This is a genomic window from Pseudomonas sp. Pse35 (assembly GCF_024519715.1).
GTDB lineage: Bacteria > Pseudomonadota > Gammaproteobacteria > Pseudomonadales > Pseudomonadaceae > Aquipseudomonas > Aquipseudomonas paracarnis.
In genome coordinates this window covers 87,564-111,187 of sequence record NZ_JALJRP010000003.1, presented here as the reverse complement: position 1 = coordinate 111,187, position 23,624 = coordinate 87,564, and the positions used below count along the sequence as shown (strand labels likewise).

20 protein-coding genes are annotated in these 23,624 nt (G+C 54.7%); 7 read left to right on the top strand and 13 right to left on the bottom strand.

Annotation, left to right across the window (positions count from 1 at the left end; genetic code table 11):
- Positions 1-20 precede the first annotated feature (20 nt).
- Positions 21-1,874 (bottom strand): DUF4105 domain-containing protein, encoded by a 1,854-nt coding sequence (locus OC445_RS02785; protein ID WP_198790907.1) that lies wholly within the window; start codon positions 1,872-1,874, stop codon positions 21-23.
- Positions 1,875-1,966: 92 nt separating this feature from the next.
- Positions 1,967-2,455 carry a DUF3015 domain-containing protein gene (locus OC445_RS02780; RefSeq protein WP_003194274.1) on the bottom strand — a complete coding sequence of 163 codons (489 nt, stop codon included), beginning with the start codon at positions 2,453-2,455 and terminating at the stop codon, positions 1,967-1,969.
- A 263-nt stretch (positions 2,456-2,718) separates the two neighbouring features.
- On the opposite strand from OC445_RS02780, the gene OC445_RS02775 reads away from it, so the two are divergent.
- Positions 2,719-5,157 carry a Lon protease family protein gene (locus tag OC445_RS02775; RefSeq protein WP_262019931.1) on the top strand — a complete coding sequence of 813 codons (2,439 nt, stop codon included), beginning with the start codon at positions 2,719-2,721 and terminating at the stop codon, positions 5,155-5,157.
- 400 nt (positions 5,158-5,557) lie between these two features.
- Positions 5,558-5,875: a hypothetical protein gene (locus OC445_RS02770; protein ID WP_003194269.1), complete on the top strand. Its 318-nt coding sequence runs from the start codon at positions 5,558-5,560 to the stop codon at positions 5,873-5,875.
- A gap of 59 nt (positions 5,876-5,934) precedes the next feature.
- Here OC445_RS02770 and OC445_RS02765 read toward each other — a convergent pair whose 3' ends face one another.
- On the bottom strand, positions 5,935-7,758 hold the full coding sequence (locus tag OC445_RS02765) for a hypothetical protein (protein ID WP_262019930.1): 1,824 nt from the start codon (positions 7,756-7,758) through the stop codon (positions 5,935-5,937).
- A 162-nt stretch (positions 7,759-7,920) separates the two neighbouring features.
- On the opposite strand from OC445_RS02765, the gene OC445_RS02760 reads away from it, so the two are divergent.
- Positions 7,921-8,409 carry a TIGR00645 family protein gene (locus OC445_RS02760; RefSeq protein WP_014719996.1) on the top strand — a complete coding sequence of 163 codons (489 nt, stop codon included), beginning with the start codon at positions 7,921-7,923 and terminating at the stop codon, positions 8,407-8,409.
- Between the two features lie 15 nt (positions 8,410-8,424).
- Here OC445_RS02760 and OC445_RS02755 read toward each other — a convergent pair whose 3' ends face one another.
- From OC445_RS02755 to OC445_RS02735, 5 genes are all read right to left on the bottom strand, one after another.
- Positions 8,425-9,858: an ArnT family glycosyltransferase gene (locus OC445_RS02755; protein WP_262019929.1), complete on the bottom strand. Its 1,434-nt coding sequence runs from the start codon at positions 9,856-9,858 to the stop codon at positions 8,425-8,427.
- Between the two features lie 116 nt (positions 9,859-9,974).
- Positions 9,975-11,000: a hypothetical protein gene (locus tag OC445_RS02750; protein WP_262019928.1), complete on the bottom strand. Its 1,026-nt coding sequence runs from the start codon at positions 10,998-11,000 to the stop codon at positions 9,975-9,977.
- Positions 11,001-11,106: 106 nt separating this feature from the next.
- The gene (locus OC445_RS02745) at positions 11,107-11,361 is read right to left on the bottom strand and encodes a DUF6124 family protein (RefSeq protein WP_094774590.1); all 255 of its coding nucleotides are present in this window, start codon (positions 11,359-11,361) and stop codon (positions 11,107-11,109) included.
- A 367-nt stretch (positions 11,362-11,728) separates the two neighbouring features.
- Positions 11,729-12,586: an NYN domain-containing protein gene (locus tag OC445_RS02740; protein WP_198790911.1), complete on the bottom strand. Its 858-nt coding sequence runs from the start codon at positions 12,584-12,586 to the stop codon at positions 11,729-11,731.
- A 272-nt stretch (positions 12,587-12,858) separates the two neighbouring features.
- Complete coding sequence (locus OC445_RS02735) at positions 12,859-13,377, bottom strand: cysteine hydrolase family protein (RefSeq protein ID WP_198790912.1); 519 nt, start codon at positions 13,375-13,377, stop codon at positions 12,859-12,861.
- A gap of 376 nt (positions 13,378-13,753) precedes the next feature.
- On the opposite strand from OC445_RS02735, the gene OC445_RS02730 reads away from it, so the two are divergent.
- Positions 13,754-14,557, top strand: coding sequence for an HNH endonuclease (locus OC445_RS02730; RefSeq protein WP_198790913.1), 804 nt, complete (start codon positions 13,754-13,756; stop codon positions 14,555-14,557).
- A gap of 69 nt (positions 14,558-14,626) precedes the next feature.
- On the opposite strand, the gene OC445_RS02725 is transcribed toward OC445_RS02730, so the two are convergent.
- A complete protein-coding gene (locus tag OC445_RS02725) occupies positions 14,627-16,498 on the bottom strand; it encodes a DUF2075 domain-containing protein (RefSeq protein WP_103451271.1) in 1,872 nt (623 codons plus the stop codon).
- A gap of 24 nt (positions 16,499-16,522) precedes the next feature.
- Entirely contained in the window at positions 16,523-16,906 is a 384-nt protein-coding gene (locus tag OC445_RS02720; RefSeq protein WP_198790914.1) for a nucleotide pyrophosphohydrolase, read from the bottom strand.
- Positions 16,907-17,524: 618 nt separating this feature from the next.
- Between OC445_RS02720 and OC445_RS02715 the strand changes: the two genes are divergently transcribed.
- From OC445_RS02715 to OC445_RS02705, 3 genes are read left to right on the top strand one after another with little or no spacing between them, the layout of a single operon-like run.
- Complete coding sequence (locus OC445_RS02715) at positions 17,525-18,619, top strand: hypothetical protein (RefSeq protein ID WP_262019927.1); 1,095 nt, start codon at positions 17,525-17,527, stop codon at positions 18,617-18,619.
- The gene (locus OC445_RS02710; RefSeq protein WP_198790916.1) at positions 18,616-19,722 is read left to right on the top strand and encodes a hypothetical protein; all 1,107 of its coding nucleotides are present in this window, start codon (positions 18,616-18,618) and stop codon (positions 19,720-19,722) included. Before OC445_RS02715 ends, OC445_RS02710 begins: the two co-directional genes overlap by 4 nt.
- Positions 19,722-20,420, top strand: coding sequence for a hypothetical protein (locus tag OC445_RS02705; protein WP_198790917.1), 699 nt, complete (start codon positions 19,722-19,724; stop codon positions 20,418-20,420). Before OC445_RS02710 ends, OC445_RS02705 begins: the two co-directional genes overlap by 1 nt.
- Before the next feature lie 219 nt (positions 20,421-20,639).
- Here the strand turns inward: OC445_RS02705 and OC445_RS27020 are convergent, their stop codons facing one another.
- From OC445_RS27020 to OC445_RS02690, 3 genes are all read right to left on the bottom strand, one after another.
- On the bottom strand, positions 20,640-20,942 hold the full coding sequence (locus OC445_RS27020) for a hypothetical protein (RefSeq protein WP_309595829.1): 303 nt from the start codon (positions 20,940-20,942) through the stop codon (positions 20,640-20,642).
- Positions 20,943-21,235: 293 nt separating this feature from the next.
- Complete coding sequence (locus OC445_RS02695) at positions 21,236-22,294, bottom strand: Abi family protein (RefSeq protein WP_162259486.1); 1,059 nt, start codon at positions 22,292-22,294, stop codon at positions 21,236-21,238.
- 139 nt (positions 22,295-22,433) lie between these two features.
- Complete coding sequence (locus OC445_RS02690) at positions 22,434-23,552, bottom strand: tyrosine-type recombinase/integrase (RefSeq protein ID WP_249275660.1); 1,119 nt, start codon at positions 23,550-23,552, stop codon at positions 22,434-22,436.
- Between the last annotated feature and the right edge of the window lie 72 nt (positions 23,553-23,624).

Here is a 23,624-nt window from a genome sequence, read left to right as displayed (position 1 = left end):
TGAACGTTGTAAGGCTTGAGTCAGTAGTGGTACCACTTCAGCTCAAGCATCACTTCATTCACTGGCGTGGACAGGTGGCTGTATTCACGCTGGGCGCTCAAGCGCAGGCCCAGGTTGCGCGACAGTTCCCACTGCTGGTTGAGGCTGATGCTGCGCCGCACTTCGCCGTTGGTGAAGAAATCACCTTTAGCTTCCAGGCTCAGGTTGCCCAACGGGTTTTTCCACAGCACGCCGGTGTTGAACCCGGCGGCCGGGGAGATGGCTTCGCTGAAGTCGTTGTTGTGCTCCACGCGCACGGTGCCGAGGGCGAAGCCGAGCATGTCGTCGGAGAGTTGCCAGGTGCCACCGGCGCCGCCGTTGACGTGGGCCACCAGGGTTTCGTCGTCGTGTTTGCCCGGTACGCGTTCCAGGCCGCCGGTGACTTGCCACGACCAGGGTTGCAGCAGCGCATTGCGCGGCGTCAGCGAGCGGATGGTGGCAAGGTCCAGTTGCTGGAGCTGCCAGTGATTGCCCTCGTACTGGCGCAGTTTCATTTGCAGGATTTCGATCTGCGCGCCCAAGGGGAAGCCTTCGGCGTTGTCGTTGAGGTCGTGATAGGCCATGCGCAGGCCATATTCACCGAAGGCTTTGTCGCCGCGGGTGCCGATGCCGGCTTGCCAGGTGCGCGACTCATGGCCATTTTCCGGCAGGCCAGGCGGGGTGATCTTCAGGTCTGGCGCCGGGTTCTGGTTGATCGCGCGCAGCAGTTCGAAGCTGCGCTGGGAGCGTGTCGTGTCGCGCTCCAGGCCATTGGCGCGGTAGCGGCCCAGGCGGTAAGCGGCGTCCACGATCAGTGCCTGGCGCTCGCGGGGCAGTGCTTTGAATGCCGGTTCCTGCAGTTGCTTTTGGTCGTCGCTGATTTTCAGCACCCACTGTTGCTCATCGCTATCGAGTGGCTTGGCGCGCTCCAGCAGTTCACGTTCACGGGAGGGGCGATAGTCGATCTTTTCCACCAGGCCTGCATCTTTTACCGCTTTGACGGTATCGGTAGGGATCGCGGTGAGTGGGAATTGCTCAGTCAAACGCAGGCCAGGGCGGGCCACTTGCAGCAGTTCGAGCAGGCGATAGGAGCAGTTTTCGTCGAAGAAGAAGTAATCGAACTGGATCTGCTTGAGCTCCCACACGTGCTCGACCATACGCTTGGTCTCGACCTCGGTGAGGTTCAGGCGGTATTCCCACAAATCGCGGTTTTCGAGGCTGCGGTATTCGGAGAGTTTCTCCTGATAGGGCACCAGGGCGAACAGGCCCGGATAACCGCCCATCAAGCCCTTCCAGGCATAGAGGATGCTGTTGTCGGAGCCTTCGATATAGGCGCCGAAGTTGATCGCATAGCTGAGCAGCGCGGTGTTGTTGCTTTGCACGTCGGCCTGGTCGATGCGCAGCAGGGTGTGGCCGAACATCGACGACGGGCTGTTGAGGTAGGCTGCCGGGAAGATCATCACCGCACTATGGGGCGCGACATCCTTGAACCACTGGGTGAACTCTTTGCACTCCAGGGCGGGCAGGTCGTTCAGTTGCAACTGGGCCTTGAGCCAGCGGGTGCGTGCGGGGTAGACGCACTGGGCGTGCTTTTCACCCAGGCTGGCCGGTGCATACAGCGCATCAACGGTGGCCTTGAGTTCGGCGTCCGGATGGTGTGCGCCATCGGGAGCGATGAAGAATTTCTTGTCGCTGACATAGCTGCGCCAGCCACTGACTTTGCCGGCTTCGTAGTGCCCCAGCGACAGCCAGAATGGATCATTGGCCAGTTGCTGCAAACGTTGATCGTCGAGGTGCGGTGCCGCATGCAGCGGGGCGCAGGCGAAGAGAGCCAGGCAAGCGAGGCGTTTGAGCATGGAGGCTACTTAAGTCGGACGGAAAAAAAGACCCAAGGTGGGCGGGTCGAAAAAATAAAACCCGCGCCTCGAAAGACGCGGGCAGGTCGAGCTTAAGCCTGGGTTGCGTATTTCGCCAGACGGGCATCGCTTTTCAGTACAGCAATGGTGTTGTTGTGCACGTCGTCAGCGGTCACGTCAGCCTTGCTGAAGATCTGCTGGAAGTGCTCGTGGGTCACGGCCGCGAAGTGATCGCGATCTTCCGGCGCAACACCCAGTACCACCGCGTAGGTGGTCAGCGCTTCGCCGTTGCCTTTGGCCATGTCTTCGGACAGCTCGTTCATCATGCCATTCATGGCAATCCAGGACTTGCCGCCGTAGGTCAGGGCGCTGTTGGTGCTGCAACCGTTGGTGCCCGAGGTCATGCCGAAGGTGGCGTTACCCGAAGTACCGTTGGTGGTGGAGGCGAGGAAGTGGGCCGGAGTACCGCGCTGGCCTTCGAACAACATGTTGCCCCAACCGCAGTTCGGGCCACCTGGTGCTTCTGCCATTGCATTGAGGGAGACGACGGTGAAGAGAGTACCAAGAAGGATCCGTTTCATAGCTTTGTTCTCTTTGTGTGCAAACCAATGGACAAGGGTTCAAGTGCTCAACGCACCCTAGGGGCCAGTTATTAGTCCAACCCGCGCAGTTTGGAGTTTAGGCACGTTCCCAGGGTTCCGTGTTTTTTTATAAACATTCAGTGGCGGGCGATTTTTTTGCAGGACGCGTGCGGTGGCTATGCTTTCCCGAAAGCGCGCCTTGCCAGAGCGCTCAACCGGGAGCCAGAATGCCCCATCTGCCCCGCCTGATGTAAGGAAGCCCGATGCCTGATCCTGTTGCTGCCAGCTTGCGTCTAGCGCCCGAAGCGCTGACTCGCCCTTTCTCCGCTGAACAGTTCAGCTTCTCGACCACCAATGATTTGGAGCCCTTTCGCGGTGTGCTTGGCCAGGAACGTGCGGTTGAAGCCTTGCAGTTCGGCGTGGCCATGCCACGCCCCGGTTACAACGTGTTTGTCATGGGCGAGCCGGGCACCGGCCGCTTTTCGTTCGTCAAACGCTACCTGAAAGCCGAAGGCAAGCGCCTGCAAACCCCGGCGGACTGGGTTTATGTGAATAATTTCGATGAGCCCCGCGAGCCCCGCGCCCTGGAATTGCCGGGGGGCGCCGCCGCGGCGTTTATCGCCGATATCAACGGCCTGGTCGACAACCTGGTCGCCACCTTCCCGGCGGTGTTCGAACACCCGACTTATCAACAGCGTAAAAGCGCCATCGACCGAGCGTTCAACCAGCGCTACGACAAAGCGCTGGACGTAATCGAGCGCCTGGCCCTGGAAAAAGACGTGGCGCTGTACCGCGACAGCTCCAATATCGCCTTTACGCCGATGCTCGACGGCAAGGCGCTGGACGAAGCCGAGTTTTCGCAACTGCCGGAAGCCGATCGCGAGCGCTTCCACACCGATATCTCCGAGCTGGAAGAACGCCTCAACGAAGAGCTGGCCAGCCTGCCGCAGTGGAAGCGCGAGTCCAACAACCAGCTGCGCCAGTTCAACGAAGAAACCATCACCCTGGCCCTGCAGCCTTTGCTGGCGCCGTTGTCGGAAAAATACGCAGAAAATGCGGGCGTCTGTGGCTACCTGCAGGCCATGCAGGTGTACCTGCTCAAAACCGTGGTGGAGCAATTGGTGGACGACGCCAAGACCGACGCCCAGGCGCGCAAGCTGCTCGAAGAGCAATACTGCCCGAGCCTGGTGGTGGGCCACTCGGTCAACGGTGGCGCGCCGGTGGTGTTTGAACCGCACCCGACCTACGACAACCTGTTCGGCCGTATCGAATACAGCACCGACCAGGGCGCGCTCTACACCACCTATCGCCAGTTGCGTCCCGGCGCGTTGCACCGCGCCAACGGCGGTTTCCTGATCCTGGAAGCCGAAAAAATGCTCAGCGAGCCCTTTGTGTGGGATGCGCTCAAGCGTTCCCTGCAATCGCGCAAGCTGAAGATGGAATCGCCTTTGGGCGAACTCGGCCGCCTGGCCACCGTGACCCTCAACCCGCAGATGATTCCCTTGCAGGTCAAGGTGATCATCATCGGCTCGCGCCAGTTGTATTACGCCTTGCAAGACGCCGACCCGGACTTCCAGGAGATGTTCCGCGTACTGGTGGACTTCGACGAAGACATCCCTATGGTCGACGAGAGCCTGGAGCAGTTCGCCCAGTTGCTCAAAACCCGTACCTCGGAAGAAGGCATGGCGCCACTGACCTCGGACGCGGTGGCGCGCCTGGCGACTTACAGCGCACGCTTGGCCGAACATCAGGGGCGCTTGTCGGCGCGTATTGGTGATTTGTTCCAGCTGGTCAGCGAGGCGGATTTCATTCGCCACCTGGCCGGCGACGAAATGACCGATGCCGGGCATATCGAGCGCGCCCTCAAGGCCAAGGCCACGCGCACCGGCCGCGTGTCGGCGCGGATTCTCGACGACATGCTCGCTGGCGTCATCTTGATCGACACCGCCGGCGCCGCTGTGGGCAAGTGCAACGGCTTGACGGTGCTGGAGGTCGGCGACTCGGCATTCGGCGTGCCGGCGCGGATTTCCGCCACGGTATACCCGGGCGGTAGCGGTATTGTCGACATCGAACGCGAAGTTAACCTCGGCCAGCCGATTCACTCCAAGGGCGTGATGATCCTCACCGGTTACCTGGGCAGCCGTTATGCTCAGGAGTTTCCGTTGGCGATCTCCGCGAGTATCGCCCTGGAGCAGTCCTACGGTTATGTGGATGGCGACAGTGCTTCCCTGGGCGAGGCGTGCACTTTGATTTCGGCCTTGTCGAAGACGCCGCTCAAGCAGTGCTTTGCCATCACCGGCTCGATCAACCAGTTTGGTGAAGTGCAGGCGGTGGGCGGGGTCAACGAGAAGATCGAAGGCTTCTTCCGCCTTTGCGAAGCCCGCGGGCTGACCGGTGAGCAGGGCGCGATCATCCCTCAGGCCAACGTCGCCACGCTGATGCTCGACGAGAGGGTGTTGCAGGCCGTGCGCGCCGGGCAATTCCATATCTATGCGGTACGCCAGGCCGACGAGGCGCTGAGCCTGCTGGTGGGCGAGGATGCCGGTGAGCCGGACGCCGAGGGGCAGTTCCCGGAAGGCACCGTGAATGCGCGGGTGGTGGAACGCTTGCGGGCGATTGCCGAGATGATCAGTGATGAGGATTTGAAGGAGGCGGAAAAAGAGCTGGCGCAGCAGGCGTTGGCGGAAGCCAAGCCGACCTGATTGCTGTCATCACTCGGTCAAGGTGGGAGCTGGCTTGCCTTAAGGCCAGTCAGTTAAGACTTTTTTGTAGGAGCGAGCTTGCTCGCGAAAAACTTTCAGGCGCCGCGTTCATTCAGCAAACACGCGTTATCGTTGCCGTTTTTCGCGAGCAAGCTCGCTCCTACATAAGGCGATGACCGCTTAAGCCAGCTCCCACACTGGTCCGTGGTGTTTTTGGGAACGGTTAGCGTGCCACAAAATTGACTCCACCCTCAGGGACCAACGCCCGTTGGTCCCTACAACCTTGGTTTGTCGCGTTTTTATTCTATTCTCAGAGTCAGGGATATCCACAGGAGTCGCAGGATAGAAACAGCCTCGCCTTGCGCTGGGGCTGAACACCGATCTACCGAGGGGCGCCGCCATGTCGCGCAACCTTTGCCTTACTCGCCAGTGCCTGGGCCTGGTCACCCGTATCGAATGCTCCATTCGCCCTCTTGCCGGGGATAACGGGATGTGGACGCTATTGTTTGCCGCCGGCATGTCGGGCGAGCAGCCTTCCACTGTCAAATCCCAGGGCCCGTTCCATGGGCCCTTCGTGGCAGAACGCATGCTGGGCACCATCGTTGATAGCCTGACCTTGCACGGCTACGAGCAAATGGACGAGCCGCAGATATGGTGCCTGCACCTGCAGGCCCATCTGCGCCAACTCAATGGCGGCCAGGAGCGACTAGCCCTCTGAGGATCGTTCCCACGCTCCGCGTGGTAACGCCGCCCCGGACGCTCCGCGTCCACCCAGGGCTATTTGCTCTCAGGCCTGTCCAGCTTCACCTCAAAACCGTACTGCACGGTGCTGAGGTCGGTGCGCTGGTAACTTTCCAGCGTGGTCGGCTGGCCGTAGAAGTAATGCACGTCAAACATCGCCGTGCCGTATTCCTCGGCGCGGTGGCTGACACCGAGAATCTCCTTGAGGTAATTGCCGCTGGCATCCTTGGCGTAGAAGCGCCAGCTGTCGGCGGGGAAGCCCTTCTGGTCGACGATCAGCGCGTTGTCCTTGAGCGACAGGCCCTTGGGCAGCTTGGCGGCGTCAATCGTGGCCTTCTCGATGGTGGCCAAAAACAACGGTACCGAGCCCACCACAAACGCCGGGGTTTCCGGGAACAGGTTGAGGTCGTAGGTGAGCGTGCCGCTTACTGCGTTCAGCTCGAACGCTTCGGTCGGCAGCTCGATAGGCTCGCCGCGCTCGCCCTTGTCGTCGGCGGTGAAGAAGGTGATAGGCGCGTCACTGTTGTTGCGCTCGGTACCGACCAGGTCGTCATTGAAGGTGAACGGGTGGTCGAACACGATTTTTGCGGCACTGGCGTCTTCGGTCGATTGGCTGATGGTGACGCTGTTTTTCAGTTGGTCCTCTGTCATCGAGGCATCTTTGAGCCAACTGGCGGCGCCGTCGTCATACACCGTGACCGGCATTGGCAGGGGCTGCACGGTGTTTTGCAGGCTGTTCCTGTCAAAGCGCATCACCGGCAGGTCCAGGTCTTTACGGGTGAGCGTGGCCTTGGAGAAATCCAGCACATTCACCTGCAGGTTATCGATCAGCCCGTTGAAATACACCTTGGCGTAATGGCTGGTCTGCTGGCGCTCGAAGGCTTTTTGCGCGTCGGTGAGCTGTTTATCGAAGGCATCGGACCACGCGGTCTGTTTTTGCATCTCGGCCAGTTGTTTTTCATAGAACGCCACTTGCGCGGCACTCTCGTTGATCGAGCCTGAGCGGGTCAGAAACTGCCCGGTGCTGTCCCGTGCCTGCACCAGCAGTGGGTTGGGTGACGCATCGCCCACTTCGGCGGCCAGGGGCTGGCTGTTGGTCAGTTCGATCTCGGCGTAGTTCTTTTCCAGCGTCAGCAGGTTGAGGGTGATATTGCCGTCGGTGCGTTTATGGCCCACGTCTTGTTTGGTCAGGTCAAACGTCAGCACCTTGCCTGGCGTAATCACTTCCACCGCGCCCTTGAGGCTGATGGGTTGTGGCTGGCTCTTGTTTTCCGTCTCGATCCCTTCAATAAACGGGTAGGTCACCGTCAGGTCGTCGGGGTTGGTCAGGTTGGAACTGCTGGGGCTCAGTTGGATGCCGGGGTCGGTTTCTGACCATTCCGGCTGGAAGGGAATGACTTTATTGTTGCTCAGGGTGACCGACTGCCATTCCAGGCCATGGGGGAAGGGGAACTGGTCAGGGGCGTTGAAGTTGAACGGGAAGACCGGCTGCAAATCCGTCAGGTAGTCGGAGTGCGAGGTTTTGCGCAGCACGAACAGGCCATTGATGTAGGTGTCCACCAGCGCTTGGGGCGTAGGGTAGTGCTTGAGCAGGGCCAGGCTGTCTTCGCCGTACTCGGCTTCGATGGGCTTGCTGGCGAGCTTGACGCGCGCACGCTCCAGCAACAGCAGCGAGCCGCCCAGGTCCGCAATGGCATCGCGCAGCTTGGGGTCCTGAATACTGTCCAGGGACTGTTCGAACTTCGTGGTTTTCTCTTCGAGGGTCGCCTGCTTCTGCTCTTCTTTGGGGGAGCAGCCGCTGGCCATCAGCAACGCCGCGCACAGGCCGAGAGTGGCCAAAGGGGATCGCACATCCATCATCTGAGTTTTCCTGTCCGACATCATCGAGCCGAGTGAATGGCCTCGACACTAGCAGAAAAATTCTCTTACAGATGCCACTTGGGTCAGTTTTCTCGCGGTGACAGGGGCCGGGTGGCGGCTGGTATACTCGGCGCCATTTTTAGCCAAGCTGTGTGAGATTCAATGGAACGCTTTATCGAAAATACAATGTACGCCTCGCGTTGGCTGCTGGCGCCGATCTACCTGGGGCTGTCCTTGGGCCTGCTGGTCCTGGCGTTGAAATTCTTCCAGGAAATCATTCACGTGATTCCCAACATCTTCACCATGTTGGAAGCCGAAGTGATCCTGCTGCTGCTGTCGTTGATCGACATGGCCCTGGTGGGCGGCTTGCTGGTGATGGTGATGATTTCCGGCTACGAGAACTTCGTCTCGCAACTGGATATCGACGAAAACAAGGAAAAGCTCAACTGGCTGGGCACCATGGACTCGTCGTCGCTGAAGATGAAAGTGGCGGCCTCCATCGTGGCGATTTCCTCCATCCACCTGCTGCGCATCTTCATGGACGCCAAGAACGTCGATCCTCAGCACCTGATGTGGTACGTGATCATCCACATGACGTTCGTGGTCTCGGCGTTTGCCATGGGCTACCTGGACAAACTCACCAAGCATTGATACCCCGCGCTGGCCTTACTGCTCCACGAAGTAATAAGGCTGGCGGTTGACCGCCATTTGCTTGATCACCGTAACCTTCTCGTTCAGCCGGTCGGTGTGGTCTGTCAATGCAACGTTGCCGGGCTTGGCGCTGAGGAAGGCGCGCAGTTCGGCTTCGGTGTTCAGGATCGGCAAGTAGGCCTGCAGGTAGAACACGCTGGCGCCGTCGATGCGCTCGTTGGGTTGGTACATCGCTACCGTCCTGCCTTCGTCTTGCAGGGTCTGGATCTGACTCATCACTGGTACGAATGAATGGCGCACATCGGCTTTGGGCGCAAACCAGAACGCTGCGCTCAGGTAGCAGGCGATGGCCAGGGCGAAAACCCCACCGATAATGAACCGATGAAAACGGTACAGCCCCGGCTTATGGTCTTTGGCCCACGCCAGCAGCACCCGCGCATATTCGGCGGCCAGTACCGCCGCAGCTGGCGTCAGCGCCATCAAATACACGGTGCGTTTGCTGGAAGCCAGGGTCAGCAGGGTGAACTGCGCCACCAGCCACACACTGAAAAACAACCGGTAGCGGTTGCGCAGCAGGCTTTTGCGGAAGTGCCACAGGCCCAGGTACACCAGGATATTCCAAGGCAAAAAGGCTTCAGGCAGTTTCGCGAGGTAATAGTAAAACGGCTCGTAATGCCCGGCTTCGACAAACGAACCGCTGAAGCGCCCGACGCTATTGGTCCATAACACCTCACCCACCGCCTGCATCCCGCCGCGCTGAAACAGAAACCCCAGCCAGATCAGCAGCGGCACCAACGCCAACAGCGTGAACAGCGCCGGCTTGAACCAATCGCCCAGCCGCAGGCGTTTATCCATCAGGCTGGTGCTGAGCAAGTACACAAAGATCACGATGCCCGGCATCGCCAGGCCCAACACGCCCTTGCTCAACGTGGCGATGACCATCCCGGCGGCAAACAACGCCCAGGCCCAGGTACTCGAACCTTCGCGCTCGGGCCGTACCGCCTGGTAAAACCCCAGCAGGGCTGCGGTGACACCGAGGCTGAGCAACGAATCCTCACCCACACCCCGCACATTCCCCCAATAACTGGCCATGGTCGCCAGGATCAACGCAGCGCTGAACGCCAGCGTCTGCGGCCGCCCGAACCGTCGCAGCATCCCGTACAACAGCATCACACTGAACAACCCGGCAAACGCCGACGCCAAGCGCACCGCCCCGGTGCTGGCGCCAAACAGGCGAATCGCCCCGGCGTCCAGCCATAGGCTCAGGGGTGGTTTTTCCAGGAAGGGTTCACGAAACAGGCGCGGCACCACCCAGTCATTGTCCAGGTGCATCGCCATGGCGATCCCGGACACCCGGGCTTCGGTAGAGCCTTGCAGCTCGTGGTTGCCGAGGGCGAAAAAGAACAACAGAGCAGCAAGCAAGAGCAGCAGGGGAGCGGGGCGCGTCATGGAGTCTGGCTACCGAGGCGTGAGACCGATCGGGCGACCGGTCATGGGTAGTCAGGGAGTATACGAGCGCGATTCTTAACCTTTGGTGAACGGCCGTAGGGTTTTTCTCCGGCGCGTCAAGGCAGTTTCAAGCTGGGCACCGCCGCTTTGCCTTGTTCGGTCAGCACCGGCTCCAACTGCTCCCAGGTGAAGGCCAAGTTGTTGTCGCAACCGTCACCATTGGCCGGTGTCGAGAGTTGCAGGCCCTGGGTGTTGAAGCTGAGGTGAAAGTTGGAGTAATCGGTGATCGCCGGGCAGCCCTCGTCGGCAGTGGTTTGCTTGGCCAGCCAAGCGCTGAAGGCGGCCGGGAGCTTCAAATGGCCGGAATAGGCGTCATGCCATTGCTGATGGCCGCCGAGCCAGGCCCATGGGTCCACACTCTCGCCGGTTTGCAGGTTCCAGGAGTGCAGGCCCCAACTGATGCCCATGGCGCCTTGGCCTGCGGCCCAGCGGTAGAACCGCACGGTGAGAAATTGCGATGACCAATAGGCAGGCTCAACCTCGATCTCACTGGTATAGACCGAGCCGTTTCGACCCAGGTATTCACGCCGCTCATAAAAATAGTCGGTTAGATCTTCGTCATTGACGGCCAGGGCGGCGAGTTGCTGATTGATCTTCTGCACCGCCGGGCTATCGCCCTCCAGCTTGAGCGTGACGCGGGGGCCTTGGGTCTTGAGCTGGTAGGTGTGGTTGTGGAAAGTCTTCTTCTCGGTCTTGATCGGCAGCGGCGCGGCTTCCATGGGCGCGTTATAGGCATCGCTGCCGCAGCCGTCCGTGCCAATGCGGCGCAGGGCCAGTGGCAGCGGCGCACCGCCATCGGTTTTGCTCCAAGCACCAGAAAGGGTATCGCCCTGAGGTTTTTGCAGGGCCCAGAAACCGGTGTTGCCTTCCTCCACCCAAGGCGCGTTGTCGTTGGCCTGGGTCAGTTGAATCGGGGTACGGATGCGCTGGTAGTAATAACTGCCATGCTCCCCGCCGGCGCCGTTGAAGCAGGCGGTGATAGCGGACTTGCCCAAGGTGCCTTGCCAAACCCCGGCCAACTCGGCGGCGGTGGCAAGTAAAGGCATGACGGAAAGGGCGATGACGGCGAAGGGCTTGAACACGGGTATCTGACTTCCGGTTGTCTGATAAAGGCCGTCAGGGTAATGGGAAGTGTGAGGGGATGCCAGGGGGCGAGATGCGCTGAGGCAGCTCGCCCGTTTGCGTGTTTTAGGGCTGTGGCGGATGGGTAGTGAATGGTTGGGTGTTCAAGACGCGTTCTACGAGTAACTCGCCCAAAACGATCAATTGCTGAGCGGCCAGCAGCTTGTGACGGTGCGCGCCTTCAAGTTCGAAAGCCAGGTCGGTGGTCATGGCGTTGAGGGAGGCGAGGGTTTCGCTGGCTTGGATTAGCAGGGTTTCGGGGTGGATGTTTTCGGCGAGGGTGAAGAGGGTGGTTGGGGGATTGGGGGTGATTTTTTTCATGGCTGAAACTCCTTGATTAGTGGAGTCGCCAGACATCGCTGCTAAACGAAAAGGGTGGCGACCGTACGCGGGTTAGCAGACCAGGAATCAAGGAACCCGGCGCACCCGAAAGTGCCCCACGCACAGCCGCCATGAAACGATCCAGCGGATGCTGCAAGCATCGCTCGAACGGATGGTGGCTTTGCAGGCCTTGATATTAACCGAGCTGCTAAACCCGGTCGCTGATTTTGCAGCGACAGGGGGAGGCTAGGCTTGTTGGGTGGGGGGCGCTAGTTCATCAATAGCGCGGCGTCTTGCGGGAAAATTCCGAAGCCCGGTCCTGTACCGCTTCTAGACGCGCGACACAATGGAAGCCGTGAAGTTGAGCTCAGTCCTTGGCTTCCAGGCATGGCTTTTTAACGTGCACCCCTGGATCAGCTTCCAGGTTACCCGCAATTGCGATTTCAGTGGCCTCATCGCGTTGGTGTCGCATATCTGGTCGTATAGCCCACCACTCCGGACTCTTAATGACATCGGCGCCGGTGATATCCCTGATCATCTTCACAATGTCGAAGGATCGAAGGCCATCTACGTGTTCGCTAAGACTGCTGGTCGTATTGGCCCACATGGGATCCAGAACGAAGTCGATCCCTTTCATCCTTGCCAGCTTTGCCGCAGGTACGAAATCAGCGTCGCCGGCCACCAAAACAATGACGTCAACCAGCCGGTCCATGGCCAGGGTCGTGATATCCATGCCCAGTTTGGTATCTACGCTTTTCTGCTCCACGTTGTAGTGAAAGTCTGCATTGGTGAGCTCGCTCCAAGCCTTTTGGCCATTTAGCAAAGCTTTGAGTGAGTGGGAGTTGAGCCGCCATTCTCCACTTTTCGCTAGCTCGCCGAGCCTGAGCGCTGTTTTCCTGCTGCACCTGAGATTGTCATGAAGGGCACGTCGTAACTGGTAGGGCGGATGCGTATTGAAGTTCAAATGCCCTGGTGTTTTGTGACCTGGTGGTATGAGCGGGAGGCGTACCTGATTGGAGGGCGGAGGACAGTCGTAGTAATAGACTCGGTAGAGTTCCCGGCGGGCGGATCGCTCGTCCTCAATGTGAAGCCTGACCAGCTTCCTGATGATCTGCGCCAAATTTTCCGCGTTCGGCAGCAGGCTGTCCCGGAAATACTTTCGCCCGAAGAACAGCACGCGTTGAAAGAAAAAACCACCATCTATGAGAACAGCTGTTCGCTTCACTCACTTTTCTCCGGGCAAAAAAAAGCTCAGGACTGCTGGGCAGGTTCTAACAATTGCCTGCGCGCTGTACTGAGCTGGTAGATAGTTTTGTTCAGTCGCCGCCTGAGCGTCAAGGACAAGATGGAAGCCATCTTAGAGTTGGGCGCTACCATTGCTGCGACATTTGAAGGTTATCTGCGACAGGCGGAGTTGACCAGTTCACCAACAGCGCGACATCTTGCAGGAAAATTCCGAAGCCGGGCCCTGTTGACCTCCCCCGTCGTCAGTCTCTGTTAAAAGCTCCAGTCCACAGCCTGAACCATCTGGCAGAACGGCCCGTTGAGCGTGGCATTGTGATGAGCCACGATAGCCTCGGCTTTCATCAAGGGCGTATCAGAACAGGTATGACCGTCGGCGATAAGCACCGCATCGAAGCCAAGATCACGTGCAGCACGGCAGGTACTGTCGACGCAGTATTGCGTTTTCATCCCAGTGACTACGACGCCGGTGGCGCCGCTGGAGCGCAGATGGTCAGCCAGGTCAGTCATTGCAAAAGCGTTAGGCCGACGCTTTTCGAACACCACTTCTCCACCCAGCAACTTCAGTTCCTGTGCAATCAGCGTAAGCGGGCTGCCCGGCTCGATTGGCGAGCCAACGGGACCGATGTGGCGCGCGAGAAAAATCGGCGCGCCTGCGCTGCGAGCCTTGTCCATCAGGGCATTCAGCGTCTCCAACAGCTCGTCGCAGCGCAAGGGTTTTTCCGGGCCGTGGATGAGTCCGACTTGGATATCGAGTATCAACAGGGCGTACATGGGTGCATCTCCTTGCGTGTGAACCAGCGACACAAGGTCATAAAAAAGGCCCTGTCCATCGCTGGCGGGCCTTTGAAGTGTTTGTTATTGCTTCACGACACCTCGCACGCTCCGCTTGATGCGGTCGTGGTGGTGGTTGTCGAGGTGAGGCAATAGGTAGTCATGGGGCGACATTAGCATTGTGGTTGATGGAACGCCAGGTACAAAAAAGACGTCTTTGGACTTCTTTTTTGTTGATGCCAGGGGAAGCCGAAAAGCTTTCTCATCTTATTAATTTATTTAAAGAATAAGAATCTTAAAAAGTTGAGCTGGAATATTTTGTAAGAAGTTTCCTCATTTTTGGTAGGCTTTTGCCATCAGTCGAGAGGAAAATGGAATGCCCGCAGTCATCGTTGAAAACGACACATCGCCGTGGCAAGACGAGACCGGTGCTGTCTATCACTTCCCCAAGCGGTACCAAGCCTGGCTTGCTGAAGGAACCGAAGTGATCTATTACAAAGGACGCATCCAGGACAAAACCTTTGCTTCTGTCCGCCTCAGCGCCGATCCGCATTATTTTGGTATGGCACGCATCGGCAAGGTCTACGCAGACCGGAAAAGTGATAAGGGTGACCTTTTCGCCTTGATCGAAAACTTCACTCCGTTTGAAGGCGCTATCCCCTCGAAAATTAACGGAGCGTACCTGGAGACGATCCCCGCTACTCGCGTGAACAACTATTGGCGTGACGGGGTTCGGTCCATTTCCCAACTGGATTACGATGCAATCCTAAGTCACGCGAAGCTCTTGTCTCCCCAGGCTGACCAGGGCACACCAAATATCGAAGGCGATCCATTGACCTTCGAATCGGCCAATGAAGGCAGCAAATCAAGTTACTTCGGAACCCGTTACGAACGCCGGAAAGATCTGAGGGTGAAGGCCATTGCTATCCACGGGCTTGACTGCAAGGCATGTGGCTTTGATTTCGAAAAGGCGTACGGCGAGCACGCGAAGGGGTTTATTCACGTTCACCATATAGTGCCGATTTCGAACTTTGGTGGTGAGAAAACCGTGAATCCGGAGACTGACCTCGTTACGTTGTGCGCCAACTGTCACGCCGTGGTCCATCGCAAGCGGGATATGACGCTGAGCGTTGATGAACTGAGAGGTATGTTGCGCGGGCGATGGGTAATCGAGCCTTAGTTTTCTACTGTGTTCAGCCTACGGTTGTGAGGCTGAACCCTGGATAGTGACATCCTACCGGCGGGCCCATTAGCCGTTACTGTACCCGGCAAGTCGGCCCTCAAAGTATTGCGCGGTCTCCTGATCAGTACAGTACAGGTAGCAGCCTTTCATCCCACGAGTCATCAATGTTCGATACGTGTTTTTGATGATCAGGTCTGTCTCTTGCTGCGCCAGAGCAGGTTGCTTCTTCATCAGAGTCTTCCAGCCACGAATCGATTTGTCGTTCTTATCTCGCTCATGCGGCGACGTCACCACCTGCCCATCACGCACGACTAGATCTGGTCCGATGATAACTCCAATATAATCAACTTCCAGCCCTTGGCAGGTGTGGATACAACCGACCTGTTCAATGGAATTCTCAGCGATGATCCACAAGCTGCCATCCTGATCCAGATTCCATTGGCGTGCGTAGTCATTGCCGATAACGATGTCAGCGGCCTTGGAGTCTTTCTTGCTGAGCCAAGGCCAGCAGTAACCCGCGACAACGCGAGCCTTGTTTCCGTGATTTTTCTGCTCGATAGCCGCATGCATCGCCTGAGGGGAGTCGAACACCTTGAACTCATACTCGCTGGTATCGAGCAGCGGGTTGGCTGTCGAGTGAATCTCCAATACATCATCCAACCACGCCAGGTAGCCATCAGAGCCACTGCAACGGAACTGGGAAGATAGTATGTATTCCTCCACAGTTGCGCCTTTGGCTTCGGCAAAGGCGCGGATAGCCTGCTTGTTACCAATGTCGTTTAAAGTCACGCGCTGGTCTTCGTCAATGAAGAAAATCGAGCATTTCGCTGATTTGATCAACTCATTGATCTGGTTTTCACCCAGGTTTCCGTAAAGCCCGCTTTTCGCATTGAGCCTGTGAGCTTCGTCAACGATGAGTGCGTCATACGTATTGGGCGCGGTATCGATGAAGGCTCCCGACCCGGAAAAAAAGTTGGAGAAATGGCTACGTTTGACGGTGCCAACCAGCTTGCTCTCGTACACCTTGCGCGGCGCAGCATTTTTTGAGACGTACTTGCTCAACAGCTTCAAGGCAGTGAGCCTCACAAGCAAGTTGATCGCTAATACTGTTTTTCCGGTACCCGGACCGCCTTCGATGATCAACACTTTCGGCGCTTCAATAGAGGCCTCACTTGCGGCAGCGAGCACCGACTCGAAGATTGATTTTTGATCATCAATCAATACGAACTCAGGCTTGCCTTTCATTAGCCCACTCAGCGCCTCTGCCAGTGCTTTGGACGGGCGAATCTTTCCGCTGGCGAGTTCGTAAAGAACCTCTTTGTTGTCGCCATGAATGATGTGTTTCTTGAGGAAACTTCGCAGCTTTGCAAGCTCTTCGGGGCCCTTCAGGAACAAGGGCGCTTTGCTTGTATAGGCTTCGTAGTGAGCAGAGTTGATGATGCCATCACTGACATAGTTATGGAGGTAAGCACAGGGGCGTACTTCGATGCTTTTGTCGTAGACGGCTTCGTTGAAGCCCTCTAGCAGCGCGGCGTACGACCAGACCTGGTAGGACGGATGAATAGTTTCGACAAGACCTCCACCCAGCGCCGTTTTGACAATTGCATCCTTGGTGGTTGCGCTGGCCTTGCTCCATTGCTTCAGTTCGATCAATACCGCATTTTTAGCCTGATTCTCATTGCGGCCTGTCAGCAAAAAGTCGATTCGCTTCGATGACTGAGGGATATGCAGTTCAATAGCCAGTCCGGTGCTGTTGGGCAGGCCGTCGTCTCGAAGCACCTTGGCCATATAAGCCAGTGAACCCTGCCAGGATCTAATCTCCGAAGCTCCTACCTTCTTGCCGGTGGCTTCTTTGAAGTGCCTGAGGATCACATCTTCAATATCGTCGTTATCGCTATCTTTGAGGAATTGTTGTTTGGTGGCAGCGTAAACGATCACGAGTGGTCCTTAGAGCCCAATGGGTCAGAGTTGGTCATACTTTTTGCTGGTGCTTTTAGCTTTGTCGACAGGGTATTTCTGCCCGTTCAGGGCGAGCTTGCTTGTTACAGCTTCGTTGAGGTCGACGCCCAGCACACTGGCCAAGCGGACCAAGTACATAAGCACGTCAGCCAGTTCGTCCTTCACGGCCTGGGCGGTTTCGGGACGATTTGCTGAACTCGTTGATTCAGCCTCGCTCATCCATTGGAAAATTTCGCAGAGTTCACCTACCTCTCCTGTGAGCGCCAGGAGAAGATTTTTGGGTGAGTGAAATTGCTGCCAGTCGCGATCATCGGCAAAGCACTGCAGCGATGCTGCAAGATTCTTCACGTCGACCAACTGTTCGAGTGTTCCATCTATCTCGCTCACAGACTCGCCTCTTGGTACCAGCGGTTAATGTGACCGAAGAGCCACGTCAGAATTTTAGAGATGGATTGTAAGAGCTTTCCTTTTGTGCGCGAGGTTTTTGTTCGACAGGTGGCTGCTTGTACCTTGGGTTCGACGTGCTGGTGGAAGCCCTGCAGCTTGCTGGCGGAAGACGCTAGCCAAATATTATGGGGCGTATGCCTAGCATCCCTCAGGGCTCGGAGGTTTAGGACACCTACCTTCTTATCTGGCTCTGAAATCACCTACAAAATTCGTAACTGATGTCGAACTCAACCAGCACAGCTAGGCCTTCGATGGAATTTTTGGGAAGTCGCCAGACTTGGGGTAGGCCGTAGTTGACGCCGGAGGCCATGGCATTTATTGGATTTCAGGCACAAAAAAAAAGACGTCCGTGGACGTCTTTAGATGATGAAGTGGTGGGCCGGGGGGATTTGAAGCCGCATCCAGCCCTTGTAAACATTGGCCCGCTAGCTTAGTGCTGCCGTTTAGTTGTCATTTTTTTCAACATCCTGCCGAATGTGTGTGAGATGTTTCTTGAGACATCGTCAGTCTTGGTCTAATGTCGCTTTGCTAGCATGACGGGTAGGCAGGAGGCCATCTATGCCGCCGATAACGTCCTCTGAGCTTGCGGTTACAATTACTAAAGGAATTTGTATGTCAGGCGGCGAGCTATCTAATATAGGAAGAATAGCTGAGAAAATCTCTAACGAAATATTCTCTTTTTTTAAGTGGAAAGTTGTAGGTCCGACGAACCTCAATTATAAATGTGAGAAAAAAGATCTTCATGCTAAATCTAAGGAAGGAGAGCACCACCACCCTACGGATGTTGTATTTAGATACTTTGATCCATATGCCAACAAACAAATTTATATGCATACGGATCTAAAAAGCTACGCCAAAGGCTCAATCACTTCGACTGAAATTAAAAAAGCATTGGTCTCATTGGCGCGCTCGATTGAATGCGCGCATGTCAGCTCTGAGTGGCGTGATCGGTATGTGTCAATAAAAAGTGAGCGCCGAGCTGTAAAAGGACTACTTTTTGTATTTAACCATGATGATCAATACGATCGTGATTTTTATGATCATTTTCAAGATCTACGCTTTGAATCTATGCATGTTAGAGAAGGGCAGCAGCTACATATCGCCGAACCCTCCTTGATAAATCACATGGCAACACTTAGACAGGATATAAATTCTCTAATAGCGGCGGATACCTTTCCCCGGCACCGCTATACGTTCTTATATCCAGAAATGGTCTTGCACAAACCCTCCGGAGATTATTGGTCGAGACCAGCGACTATGGAGCTAATAGCCGCGCCATACATGATAATTCATCATGGCGCTGTGCATGCAGGGTCTATCGACGGTGAGCGATCACAGACTCATAATGAAGGTTATATAATTTATTATCGTCGGTCTGGTGAGTCAGAATTCGAGTTTATGTATCTATTTGATGCGTTATCAAGATTTCAGCTTTTAAAAGGCGATAAAGATCTGAAGATTCGTATTCGCGTTATTTGCCGTAACTCAAGCGCCAATCTTCGCAGTAATTATATGAGCGCTATTGCTAGTTATGTTAGGGGCTGGAATGAGGATGAGCATCGGCGCGCTATATTGGAACGCATTGAGCTTGAAATCGTTACTATGGCTGTACATAATTATAAGGCAGAGCAGATAGGGTGGGATCGAGCATGAAAATTGGCAGCATTTATTATGCATCTGATAAGGCGATGTTCGACGCATTAACTCAACGTAAAGTAACCATTGCTCACTTGCGCGAGTTATTTCTTTCGAGGGGGATAATTATTTCTCCGGAAACTGACAAGGAGTCTCTGGCGCGACAGTTTAGTAGCTTTTTTCATGATTATGCGGACTATCAGAAGTTGTCAATCTTGATCGGTGCGCATAGTGTTCGAGAACGAACTACTAATATAAATATTACTACTGCTGTAACTCCAGATGATATGATGAAATCCTTGGAGTCAACTAAAGAATTTTTTGAGGCTGAGGATCACGACGTTATTGATATTTCTTCTGTGGATGGAGTAATAACGTGCACTATTCATTACCAAAAAACCGATTATGGCCAGTCTGAATTTAGACAGGTGGTTCAGAAGCAGGCAGTGGTAAAGCTGGAGCCGTTTCACAAGGGTTGGAAAGTGAGCGGCCCGATGAACGATAAGTTCAAAAACTTAAGCGCGCAGTTGCAGAGCCAAATTGAAATCATGACTGAACGTGAAGTGAAAGTCTCGGAGATCTCTCTTTCAGCATATCCTGACCCTGAGCTGCGAACTCGTTTTTTTAGAGAGTTGATTGACAGGCTGCCAAAGCTTAAACAGGTCGACGTCATTGATGTTGCTACATTTAATCCTAAGATAAAAGAGGTCGACCTGACTGACGAAGACCTTCAGGACGATGGCGAAGATGATGAGCTGCAGTCTAAAGGTGTTCGGCCTACTACCCACATAACTAAAGCTCAGCTGAGTGGTCAGGGCGTTTTAGAGTCTGAACAATTGTTAGCGCTTGAAGCTCAAGGATTTTATATTTGCAAAATTTTATGGCACGCCACCGATAGCAATCAGATCGACTCCGATGTTTATGTGGTTGAGGCGCAGTTTGGGAATAAAGCGGCTTGCTCTGATTTTTCTTATATACTTAAAGGCGTCAAGCACTATCAGTCTTCTGGAGTATATGGCGCAAGGGTTAAAGCATCTTCGGTGGAGGAAGAAAGGATTAAAAAACTAATCGTTCGCGCTGCTGAAGATACAATAAAATTTCTCACTACGGGGAAACCATAATGCGAAATATCAGGCTTCGTGCTTTCTCACTGCGCATTGGTGCTGAGGTCGGTCAAGTCGTCTCAATGCTCAATTCAGCATCGTTCAGCATTGAAGATGGTTCAGGTGTCGAGCTCCTTGATGAAGAAGCGGGTTTTTATATTTTTAGATATCACGAGCAAACAGAAATAATTGATAATATTACTGATGTCTATGGTTCTCCTCAGAGAAACTCTTATCTCCAATATATAAGTTTCAAATTTTATTTGATTGAGTTGTCGCCCGGGTTGCTTCAAGTTTTTATAGAGTCTCCGCCTAAAAGTTTAAAGCAATTCGTCTCTACTCTACGTCGAGCATTTTTGGGCGCTTTCTCGTTTGATGCTGTTAAGCTAGATGTTTATGAGTGGTATAAGCGGTTTAAAGACTTTTCTGGCGTTACGAGAGTTCGAATTTTGAAGGCGCAATCCTCCATCATAAATATTGATGATGATTCCTCCTTTAGAATTGCGGTGGAGTCGTCCTCAAACGCAATCGTTCAGATGGAAAGAGTCGTGATGGATAGGAAGCTTTCTTTGGATAAGCTTAAGCTTTCATTTTTCTATCAGCACACAGAGCGGGTTGTTGAGCTCTCTGGTGCATTCAATATTATTTTGTCTGGCTGGAGCGCCGTTGAGTCATTGACGTTCATTATGTCTGTAAGATCTTGCGAGTCGATTTAGGCGGCCGTGGTGTCATGTTGGCGAAAGTTTGTTCGGCCTTCGACCCTGATTCCCCATCGCCCGATGGCATCCATCTGCCATAAACTCTGGCAATCATTGTCTAGTCGCTATGTTCCATCTGCTTGGCTACCCACACTGGATGCTCACCGGGCGAAAGCATTATTGAGGCGTAGGTGTGGCGCGTTTGATAAGGGTACCGATAACGTACGCCTGCTTTTTTCATTGCTGGCACCCCACATCGTTTTTCGGATTGGCCCATCGCCGGCCCAGCGCTTCAGCGTGCGAAGGTATTTGAAATACTTCAGTGTCAGCCAGAAACGTGTGCGCCTTTTGCGCAGTCAGCGCGTCCATCGCAGGGCGGAGAAATTTCACGCTCCGGCGTTCGGCGATGGTCTTTGTGGCCTCATCTTTGCCTTTACTGGCCTGCGTCATTGCCCAGCTCACCATCACTTCTTCGCGTTGCCAATCAATATTGCCCCATTCCAGCGCTACGAGTTCGCTCGAGAGCGCGAACTGCATCATGTTGCGCGCCTAACCGGAGAGGGCACCCAACACAACCTGCTGTTACTCAGGAGTGAATGGATTGGTGTCATCCGCTCTCGCTGGCGTAGCCTTGTGAAAAAAGGGACGGATTTATTTTCCACAAATGTCCCATCCTGAATGATTTTTACACCTTCTGATCTGTTTTTCAGGCACAAAAAAAGACGTCCATAGACGTCTTTTCTCGTTCAATTGGTGGAGCCGGGGGGATTTGAACCCGCGGCCAGGCCAATGTTAATGCAGGCTACAGCCTTAAAGCTGGCATAAGGCTGCCATTAATACCTTCTGTGGGCTTTTACAATTACACCCTGAATCGTTCCAGGATGCGCGGAATCGAATGCTGCGATGAAACGTACTTTTTTTCTAAGGGCTCGTGGCAACGTTGCCGCACTTTCATTTTCATCGAAAAAAACAAAGCTATTTATACAGTCCATGGTAGCCACAAGTTCGTCGATAGAATGCTCGCTAAAATCGATCAATTCTCCCTCTCTTTTCAAGGAGATAAATTTGATCACGTCTGTTTGGTCGAAGATGGCTAGATCCTTTTCCTCACGGTCAGTGGCGATGTAGAAAGCAGCAGGTTGCGCGAAGATATCTTGTAAGGTTGCATTGCACTTGATTCGAGTAATAGCTCTATCAGCGATATCTGAAATGCAAGGGCCCGGAGCTGAATTTGCTTTGGGTTTGGTGCGTAGCATGTTTGCTACGGTGCTATGAGACTTTACCCAATTCCCAGTGTCCGTAGAGCGGTTGGAAGTTACTTCAATTATTTTTTGATGTATGCTGCTTATATTTGCATCGAGAATCGGCTCATGATGTGCTATTCGGTTTCGTAGTTTATTAATTTCATGTATCTGCGGCTGAAATGCTGCTCGGGTAATAACTACGTGAGGAAATAGTATCCTCATATTAGTTTGCCAAATTGCGCGGTCATACTCAGGGCGGAAAAGGTTTGACCAAAAATCAAGACTTAATTCTGATATTATATCGTCCTTGCTTGGCGTCTTTTTCTTGAAGCGGTCAATGGCTTTTTGCAGAGAGTTATTGCTCTTCGCAGTGAGTGTTGATCTGAAGGCGAATTCGTTGGGCCAACCATGGCCGTATAAACTGGTTAATATGGGGTCAATCCCATTTCGCAGGGATACCTCCATAATGTGCAGGGGAAATAGCAGTGATTTTGCCAAGCGAGCGTTGTAGAGATACAGCTGGATAGCATAATCGCGATGGTGACCGGCTCGTATTAGGTATGCGCCGAATCTGGCTGAGGAAAGGTTAGCCTCAAGCTCCTGCAGAAGCCCGGGTGTGTAAGAATAGGGCGCTTGACTCTCAGCCATGAGGGTGTATATTTCCTTGTAACTAGCAGCTGGTAAGGCCCCTCTGACGCATGTCACGCGCTCCAGCACTAGATCTAGAGCCCCGGGACTGGTGAAAACCTCTCCCGGGGTTTCGCTTTTTAGGGGGAATAGATTCATTCTACCCTGCGGCCCTCGGATACGCATTAGCCGTGTCACCTGTCCAAAACGCCAGCGCTTTGTTTCCGGCAGAGTTGTCTTCAACTGGCATCCATCGCCCGTATACACGAGCAATCATCGTCCAGTCGCTATGTCCCATCTGCTGAGCCACCCACATCGGATGCTCACCGGCGGATAGCATCATCGACGCATAGGTGTGTCGTGTCTGGTAGGGGCGACGGTACCGAACGCCTGCCTTCTTCACTGCATGAGCCCACATTGTTTTCCGGATCGGCTGATCACCTTTCCATCGCTCCTGCGTGCGAGGATTCTGGAACACCTCGTTGTCGGCCAGGAAGGTATAGGCCTTCTGCGCAACCAATGCTTCCATGGCTGGCGCCAATAGCTTGATGGGGCGCTTGCCAGATCTTGACTTAGTCACTTCGGCTTTACCTTTTGCGGCCTGAGTCATCGCCCTAGTGACGTAAGCCTCGCCACGTACCCAATCAATGTCCTCCCAGTTCAACCCGACCATTTCGCTGGTGCGCATACCTGTCCAAAAAGCGAATTGCACTAGGTTCTTCGCCTGGCCATCGAGCGCGGCCAGGATGGCGCGTTGTTCCTCTGGGCTGAAGGGGTCGACATCGTCTTCCTTCACCTGATCCTTGCGCGAGAAAGTCCACCCGGCCAGTGGGTTGGTATCGATGAGCTCGTCATCGTCCACGGCATCATTCAATGCCGAGCGCAGACAGCTCTGAATGTTGCTCAGTGTCTTGTTAGATACCTCCAGCGTGTTGAGCCAGTCTCTGACCGCCTTGCGCTTCAGATCGACTAATAGAGTAGGGCCTAGTGCAGGTACAATCCGCAGCTCTACGATCTTCCGATATCCCTCGAATGTACTGCTAGACACATGCTGCTTCTTGCTGGACAGCCATTTGGTCAGGAACCCAGCCAGCGTCTCTTGGCTAGACTCAGGCGTGAACTTGGCTGCACGTGGAGAATTCGGAAAAGTTGCTGAATAATCAAAGACACCTGTAGCGATATCATGCTCAATAGCGTGCTTGTAGCGCTCTGCGCGCCTTAAATTAGTCGCGCTAGGCTTGAGCGGGAACCGCTCGCGGCACCTAACCCCGCGGTACATGAACGTGATTTCAATGCTCGAGTCGGAGACTGCCCGGACTCCCCTCCCATCTCTACCCATGACTCATATCCC

Bases quoted from the DNA above. Each gene is read 5' to 3' on its own strand.
- OC445_RS02785 (WP_198790907.1), bottom strand. From the start codon at position 1,874: ATGCTCAAACGCCTCGCTTGCCTGGCTCTCTTCGCCTGCGCCCCGCTG.
- OC445_RS02780 (WP_003194274.1), bottom strand. From the start codon at position 2,455: ATGAAACGGATCCTTCTTGGTACTCTCTTCACCGTCGTCTCCCTCAAT.
- OC445_RS02775 (WP_262019931.1), top strand. From the start codon at position 2,719: ATGCCTGATCCTGTTGCTGCCAGCTTGCGTCTAGCGCCCGAAGCGCTG.
- OC445_RS02770 (WP_003194269.1), top strand. From the start codon at position 5,558: ATGTCGCGCAACCTTTGCCTTACTCGCCAGTGCCTGGGCCTGGTCACC.
- OC445_RS02765 (WP_262019930.1), bottom strand. From the start codon at position 7,758: ATGATGGATGTGCGATCCCCTTTGGCCACTCTCGGCCTGTGCGCGGCG.
- OC445_RS02760 (WP_014719996.1), top strand. From the start codon at position 7,921: ATGGAACGCTTTATCGAAAATACAATGTACGCCTCGCGTTGGCTGCTG.
- OC445_RS02755 (WP_262019929.1), bottom strand. From the start codon at position 9,858: ATGACGCGCCCCGCTCCCCTGCTGCTCTTGCTTGCTGCTCTGTTGTTC.
- OC445_RS02745 (WP_094774590.1), bottom strand. From the start codon at position 11,361: ATGAAAAAAATCACCCCCAATCCCCCAACCACCCTCTTCACCCTCGCC.
- OC445_RS02735 (WP_198790912.1), bottom strand. From the start codon at position 13,377: ATGTACGCCCTGTTGATACTCGATATCCAAGTCGGACTCATCCACGGC.
- OC445_RS02730 (WP_198790913.1), top strand. From the start codon at position 13,754: ATGCCCGCAGTCATCGTTGAAAACGACACATCGCCGTGGCAAGACGAG.
- OC445_RS02715 (WP_262019927.1), top strand. From the start codon at position 17,525: ATGCCGCCGATAACGTCCTCTGAGCTTGCGGTTACAATTACTAAAGGA.
- OC445_RS02710 (WP_198790916.1), top strand. From the start codon at position 18,616: ATGAAAATTGGCAGCATTTATTATGCATCTGATAAGGCGATGTTCGAC.
- OC445_RS02705 (WP_198790917.1), top strand. From the start codon at position 19,722: ATGCGAAATATCAGGCTTCGTGCTTTCTCACTGCGCATTGGTGCTGAG.
- OC445_RS27020 (WP_309595829.1), bottom strand. From the start codon at position 20,942: ATGATGCAGTTCGCGCTCTCGAGCGAACTCGTAGCGCTGGAATGGGGC.
- OC445_RS02695 (WP_162259486.1), bottom strand. From the start codon at position 22,294: ATGGCTGAGAGTCAAGCGCCCTATTCTTACACACCCGGGCTTCTGCAG.
- OC445_RS02690 (WP_249275660.1), bottom strand. From the start codon at position 23,552: ATGTACCGCGGGGTTAGGTGCCGCGAGCGGTTCCCGCTCAAGCCTAGC.